General features: G+C 70.6%; 7 protein-coding genes. 1 reads left to right on the top strand and 6 read right to left on the bottom strand.

Features of this window, described 5'->3' with window-relative positions:
* Nucleotides 1-424: 424 nt before the first annotated feature.
* Nucleotides 425-1,465, top strand: coding sequence for an AI-2E family transporter (locus AB0B91_RS08610; protein ID WP_358317493.1), 1,041 nt, complete (start codon nt 425-427; stop codon nt 1,463-1,465).
* On the opposite strand, the gene AB0B91_RS08605 is transcribed toward AB0B91_RS08610, so the two are convergent.
* The 6 genes from AB0B91_RS08605 to AB0B91_RS08580 are packed head-to-tail and all read right to left on the bottom strand — an operon-like array spanning nt 1,422 to nt 6,494.
* Nucleotides 1,422-2,084 carry a DUF6597 domain-containing transcriptional factor gene (locus tag AB0B91_RS08605; protein ID WP_358317491.1) on the bottom strand — a complete coding sequence of 221 codons (663 nt, stop codon included), beginning with the start codon at nt 2,082-2,084 and terminating at the stop codon, nt 1,422-1,424. The two genes, AB0B91_RS08610 and AB0B91_RS08605, sit on opposite strands and share 44 nt — an antisense overlap.
* A gap of 33 nt (nt 2,085-2,117) precedes the next feature.
* Nucleotides 2,118-2,963, bottom strand: a complete 846-nt coding sequence (locus AB0B91_RS08600) for a hypothetical protein (RefSeq protein ID WP_358317489.1) — start codon at nt 2,961-2,963, stop codon at nt 2,118-2,120.
* 54 nt (nt 2,964-3,017) lie between these two features.
* Nucleotides 3,018-4,220: an ABC transporter permease gene (locus AB0B91_RS08595; protein WP_358317487.1), complete on the bottom strand. Its 1,203-nt coding sequence runs from the start codon at nt 4,218-4,220 to the stop codon at nt 3,018-3,020.
* Nucleotides 4,217-4,879, bottom strand: coding sequence for an ABC transporter ATP-binding protein (locus tag AB0B91_RS08590; RefSeq protein ID WP_358317525.1), 663 nt, complete (start codon nt 4,877-4,879; stop codon nt 4,217-4,219). The genes AB0B91_RS08595 and AB0B91_RS08590 overlap by 4 nt, the downstream gene beginning before the upstream one ends.
* The gene (locus AB0B91_RS08585) at nt 4,879-5,967 is read right to left on the bottom strand and encodes a peptidoglycan-binding protein (RefSeq protein WP_358317485.1); all 1,089 of its coding nucleotides are present in this window, start codon (nt 5,965-5,967) and stop codon (nt 4,879-4,881) included. Before AB0B91_RS08585 ends, AB0B91_RS08590 begins: the two co-directional genes overlap by 1 nt.
* Entirely contained in the window at nt 5,964-6,494 is a 531-nt protein-coding gene (locus tag AB0B91_RS08580; protein ID WP_358317483.1) for a hypothetical protein, read from the bottom strand. The genes AB0B91_RS08585 and AB0B91_RS08580 overlap by 4 nt, the downstream gene beginning before the upstream one ends.
* Nucleotides 6,495-6,530 lie beyond the last annotated feature (36 nt).

The following is a 6,530-nucleotide window of genomic DNA, read 5'->3' as shown; positions in this document are numbered from 1 at the left end:
CCGTCATCCACACCCGAAAGCATGGACATGACGGGGTTGTGCATCATGCACTGGCTTTTAACACACTGTTGAGTTCTCAAGAAACGGACGCGTACTCCCCAACCTGCGAGAGGCGCTCATTTCGTTTTCGTTCATTTCGTTGTGTCTTTATTCTTTCAGCCGCCCGACCCGGTGTCAAATTGACCCGACTCGCATCGACCTTCTGGAATAAACACCGCCCCGTTTCCGGGACAACCCCTCTAACTTACCAGCCATTCGGAGTGACGCGAACGCCTTCTGAATGGATCTAGCTGGAGGTGGCCCCCGGGCGAGACCGGCGATCAACGCCGTCCTCGCGGGACTGGTGAACTCTATGTACGCCTCCCGGAACCGTCAAATCAACGGATTGCCGGTGTCATCCCCTGCTCACGGGTAGGAATCTCGTGTGCCCCGAGCCCTCACCATCCTGCTGGGTATCGCCTGCGCGGTCATCGTTCTGTTCGGGATGCGCGAGGTCGCGTCGATCCTGGGCCCGGTCGTGCTCGCGCTCGTCCTGGTCATCGCCGTGGCCCCCGTGCGGAACCGGCTCGCCCGCGCGGGCGCTCCCGCTTGGGTGCAGGTCATCGTGCCCTTCCTCATCGTGCTGCTCGTCCTGCTGGGCATGGTCGCGGTGCTGACCTTCTCCATCACCCAGCTCGCCTCGCTGCTCCCCGCGTACGCCCCGCAGTTCCAGCAGTTGCTCACCGACGCCCAGAACTTCGCCACCACCCACGGCATCAGCAACGCCCAGCTCAACAAGGCGATCCAGAGCTTCGACCCCGCCAAGGTGATCGGTCTGGCGCAGAGCCTGGCGTCGAGTCTGCTGGGAGTGCTGTCCAGCCTGTTCCTCATCGTGGTGCTGCTGCTGGCGATGTGCCTGGACACTCCGGGCATGGCCCGGATCATCGCGGCGGGCGAGAACTCCAAGCCGCACCTGGTGGCGGCGCTCGCCACGTTCGCCGACAAGACCAGGCGCTATCTGATCGTCTCCACGGTCTTCGGTCTCATCTGCTCGGCGCTGGACGTCACGGCCCTGTCCATCCTGGATGTGCCGTTGCCCATCCTCTGGGGAGTCCTCGCGCTGATCACCAACTACATCCCGAACATCGGCTTCGTCCTCGGCCTGATCCCGCCCGCGATGCTGGCCCTCCTCGACGGCGGTCTCAAGCAGATGCTGCTCGTCATCGCCGCCTATATCGCCATCAACGTGGTGATCCAATCGTTCATCCAGCCCAAGTTCCTGGGGGACGCGGTGGGCCTGTCGACCACGATGACGTTCCTGTCGCTGATCGTCTGGGCGTTCGTGCTGGGGCCGCTGGGCGCGCTGCTGGCGATCCCCCTGAGCCTGCTCACGCGGGCGCTCCTCGTCGACAGTGACCCCGGCGCGGGCTGGGCGGCCGCTCTCATATCCGGAGCTCCGCCAGAGTCACCCCGCTCAGCCGCTTGACCTCGTTGGCCAGGTGCGCCTGATCCGCGTAGCCCGCGACCACCGCCACCTCCGCCAGCGCCACCCCCGCACGGGCCAGTTTCAGCGCCCGCTGGAACCGGACGACCCGCTGCAGGACCTTCGGCCCGTATCCGAACGAGGCCATACTCCGCCGCAGCAGTTGCCGCTCACTGAACCCCAGCGTCCAAGCGACCTCTCCCACGCTCCGCCCCGCCCGGAGCGCCTCGGCGATCGCCGACGCGGCCGCGTCGGCGGGCGCGGTTGCCCGAAGCCGGGCCACGATCGCCGCCCGCATGACCGCCGGCCGCCCACCGGGCAGGGAGAACCCCAGGTCCGTCACGGGCACCCGCTGATCACGAAGGGCGTGCACCGGGACGCCGAACACGTCCCCCACACCACCCGGCTTGAACCTGATCCCGGTGAAAGCGTCACCCGCCCGCATCCGCACCGGCATCGGCCCGGTGTCCGGCCCCGCCACGAACGCCCCCGAAGGCCCCCAGATGAGGTCAACGCATCCGTCGGGCACCACGAGCTGCGTGCTGTCGGCGTCGTTCACCCGCCGCCACACGCAGGCGACCCGGCCGTCGAAGCCGTCCCCTGGAGGCCGCTCCTCGTACATGCCACCAAGGTACGCACGGCCACCGACAAGAAGTCACAGCCGCCCGTACGCCCGGAGCGTCCGCAGCCGGTGCACGGTGAGGTAGCCGCCCCATTCGTGCTCCACCACGGGCGTCCACATCAGCCAGTTCCCGCGCCAGCCGCCGTCCGCCTGGGCGGCGGCGAGCGCGTCGAGGTGCCGGTCCAGGACGTCTTGCGTGAACAGCGGCAACCGCAGCGGCGACGGCGCGAAGTCGAGGGGGAAATGCGCCTCGCCGGGCGCTCCGGGGTCGAAAGTGACCGTGGCCAGCAGGGCCTCGCGCAACCGGGCGAACTCCGCCTCGGCCCGCGACCGGTCGGGCACGAGGTCCAGGAACGGGACGACGGCCCGCGCCTCGTACGGGGTGGTGTCCGAGATATCGGCGATCGCCGACCAGCAGAAGTCGGTGGCGGGCCCGAGCCACGGATGGTCGACGCCGTGCTTGTGCAGGAACCCGGCCAGCGACGCGGTGGGGACGAGGCTGCCCGGCGGCTCGTCGCCGGTCTCCCACCAGGGCGCCCGCGGCGTGTCGCGGACGCTCGGCAGCACGAACGGCACGCCGCCGTCCTTGGCCGTGACGCTGACGAGGTAGTCGCAGGCGGCGGCCACCATCGGATCGTCGAAGGCGTCCAGCTCGTCGAGGATCGAGAAGGCCACCTCGACCGGTTCGGGCTGGCTGGCCGCGCCACGCAGGTCCGGTTCGAGCGCGTTGCCGAAGCCGCCGTCGTCGTTCTGGTAGCAGCGCAGCGCGTCCAGCACCCGCGTACGGGAGGCACCCCTGAACAGGGCGCCGAACCTGAGCCTGTCGATCAGCCGCCCGTGCAGCAGCACATATGTCTCAGCCTGGGAAAGCATCTCCATACCGGCGAAGCTACCCAGGCCGAGCCGGGTTCTCTTGTAAGAATCGGACACGTGTCAGGGTGTGGCCAGCGCCTCCGTGGGCGACATGCGGGCGGCCCGCACGGCCGGGTAGAACCCGGCGATCCCGCCGATGACCAGGGTGGCGAGGACTCCGCCGAGCATGGCCCAGACCGGCACGATCGCCGGCCAGCCCTGGAAGCTCGCGTACGCGGCGGTGACGCCGATGCCGAGCACCACACCGCCGACGCCCCCGATGGCCGACAGCAGCAGCGATTCGGCCAGGAACTGCAGCCTGATCTGCCCGCGCGTGGCGCCGAGCGAGCGGCGCAGCCCGATCTCGGCCCGCCGTTCGAGCACCGAGATCACCATCGTGTTGGCCACGCCGACCCCGCCGACCAGCAGGGCGACGCCGCCGAGGCCGAGCAGGAGGGCGTTCAGGGTCGCGTCGGTGGCCTGCTTGGCGGCCAGCACGTCCGACGGCCTGGAGACCTCGACCTCGTTGGGCTTCTCCGGGTTGGCGGTGGGGCCCAGCACGTCGCGTACGGCGACGACGGACGCCTCCTCGGCCCTGGCATAGATCGTGGTCGGGTAGCCGTCGAAGTCCAGCCGCTCCTCGGCGACCGGCCAGCCGATCAGCGCGGCGGTGTCGAGTTCGGGGGCGAGCGGCGCGGCGCCGAGCACGCCGACGACGGTGAACCACTGCCCGCCCAGCCAGACCCGCTGGTCGGGGCCCGCCCGCACGACGCCGAGCCGGTCGGCCGCCTTGGCGCCGAGCACGGTGGCCGGGTACCGCTGGGTGGCCTCGTTCAGCCAGGTGCCGCTGACGATCTGGGCGCCCACGTCGTGCGGCAGGTCCAGGCGGGCGGCGGTGACCGAGATGCTGCCCGACTCGGCCACCGGGATGTGGTCGTTGCGGTAGACCTTGGCGGGCGTGGTGCCCGTGGCGGTGACCGAGGTGACGGGGGCGATCTGCTCGATCATGCCCTCCGCCTCGGCGGGCAGGTGGGAGCCCGCGCCGAAGAGGTCCTGGCCGGGTGAGACGGTGAGCAGGTTCGTGCCGAGCGATTCGAGCTGGCGGTTCAGGTCCTCCTGGCTGGAGGCCGAGATGCCGACGACGCCGAGCATGGCCGCGATGCCGATGGCGATGCCGAGCGCCGACAGGAACACCCGCAGCGGCCTGGCCCGCAGGCCCGCCCCGCCGACCCTGACGACGTCGCGCGGGCGCAGCCGGGCTGAGGTGAGGATGGTGGTGATCATGCTCTAACCCCCTCCACCACGAGCCCGTCGAGCATCTCGACCTGCCGGGGGAGCGAGGCGGCGATGTCGCGGTCATGGGTGATGACGACCACGGTGGTGCCGCCCGCGTGCAGCTCGCGCAGCAGGTCCATCACGCCCGCGCCGGAACGGGAGTCGAGGTTGCCCGTCGGCTCGTCGGCCAGCAAGAGTCGCGGTCCGCCGACCACGGCACGGGCGATCGCGACCCGCTGCCGCTCGCCGCCGGACAGCTCGTGCGGGCGGTGGCCGAGCCGGTGCCCGAGTCCGACCCGGTCGAGCGCCTCGTAGGCGCGCAGGCGGCGCTCACGTAGCGAGGGCCCCGCGTACAGCAGGCCGTCGGCGACGTTGTCCAGCGCGGGCACGCCCGCGGCGAGGTGGAACTGCTGGAACACGAAGCCGATGACGTTCGCCCGCAGCGCGGAGAGCTGTTTGTCGGTGAGTGTGAGCACGTCGTGGCCGGCGATGCTCACGGTGCCGCTCGACGGGCGGTCCAGGGTGCCGATCATGTTGAGCATGGTCGACTTCCCGGAGCCGGACGGGCCGACGATGCCGACGAGCTCGCCGTACTCGATGCTCATGGAGACGCCGCGCAGCGCGGCCACCTCGCCGTACTCCTTGCTCACGTCGCGCAGCCGGACGATCACTTGGGCACCGCCACGGTCGCGCCCTCCTGGACGCCGTTGACCTCGACCTTGCCGTCGGCGAACATGCCGACCTCGACGGCCGCGTACCGGGTGGTCCCGCCCTCGACGACCTGCACGCCGTAGCCGCCCTCCGCGAGGGCCAGCAGCGCTCCGACGGGTACGGCCAGCACGTCCTCGCGCTGGGCCGACACGATCGTGACGTCGACCGGGGCGGAGTCGAAGGGCTTCTTCAGCCCGCTCACCGACACCTTGACCTCGACCGTGGTGGTGGCGTCGGCGCTGGTGCCCGTCTCGGTGGCGACCTTGCCCACGCCGGTGACCTTGCCCTTGACGGTGGAGCCGTCGGGCAGCTCGACCGTGGCCTTGAGGCCCTTCCTGACCAGGTGCGCGTCGGCCACGTCGAGGTGGACCAGCACCTGGCGGGTGGTGCCCGTCGCGGTGAGCACGGGTCCGGTGCCGCCGGCGCCGAGCGTGGTCTTGAGGTCGGCGACGCGCAGCGGCCCGCTCTCCACGACCACGTCGGCGGGCTGGACCTCGCCGGTGACGTCCAGGCCGAGGTCCTCCTGCCAGTCCTCGACGGCCTCGCGGGTGGTCCAGGTGTACTCCTTGTCGACGTCGAAGCCGGTGTAGCCGAGCTTGGCCAGGTTCCGCTCCAGTAACTCGACGTCCTTGCCCTCGACGCCGTCCTTGAGGACGCGGTAGAGGGGCATGCTGCCGTAGAGCAGGGGGCGACGGTCGGCGTCGATGCTGTAGACGGCCTTGCCTCTGGTGATGGTGGAGCCTTCCGCGGGGAGCCAGGTGATCGTCCCCTGGGACTTGGCGGTGACGGTGAGGGTGTCGCCGTAGCCGAGCGTGCCGTCCACGGTCTTGGTCTCGGTGAGCGTCGTACGGGTCACCTTGGCGGTCGCCGGGGGCGTGCGGCCGGCGACGGCCGTGCCCGAGCCGTTGCCGCCGAAGCCGATGGCGGCGGCCGTGACGGCGGCGGCGAGCAGGGCGGCGCCACCGGCCCAGGCGACCGCGCGCAGCGGCCGGCGGCGCCGCGGCCGGACGGCCACGATCTCCGGGCCGGCCTTCACCTGGGTCATTTCGCCTGGCCCAGCTTCGGGAACGTGCCCCGGCACGCCTCGTACGCCTTCTTGAACGCCGGGTCGTCCGGCTTGAAGTTGCGGGCGGTGCCCTTGGCGATGGCGCCACTGGCGTCGGGGTCGGGCATGTCGACGCCGTTCTTGCGCATGCACGCGGCGAACTGGCGCAGTTGCTCCGCATCTTCCGGCTTGAGCGCCTTGCGGTCCCTGACGGGCGCGACGGACCGGCAGGACTCCAGCGCCTTCATGATCGCGTCCTTGTCGCCCTTCATGGCGGACATCGCCTGGATCCCTCCACCGCCGTCGGGGTCGGGGTCGGGCATGTCGACGCCGTGCTCGCGCATGCACGCGGCGAACTTCCTGCCCTGTTCCTGTGGATCGACGCTGCCCGTGGGCGAGGCGGTGGCCGTGGGCGCCGCCGAGGCGGCCTTGACGGAGGCGACTCCCGTCGAGCTCGGTTGCGCGGCGCAGGCGGTGGCGGCCAGCGCCAGCGCCGCCGTGGCTGTCGTGAGGAGGATTCTGTTCATGCTCCGAATGTGCCGAGCGCCGATCAGAGGAGCCTG

The organism is Nonomuraea sp. NPDC049141, assembly GCF_040648415.1.
In the GTDB taxonomy this organism is placed as follows: Bacteria; Actinomycetota; Actinomycetes; order Streptosporangiales; family Streptosporangiaceae; genus Nonomuraea.
Note: the sequence above shows the minus strand (reverse complement) of the source record. Positions and strands in the feature narration are given on the sequence as shown.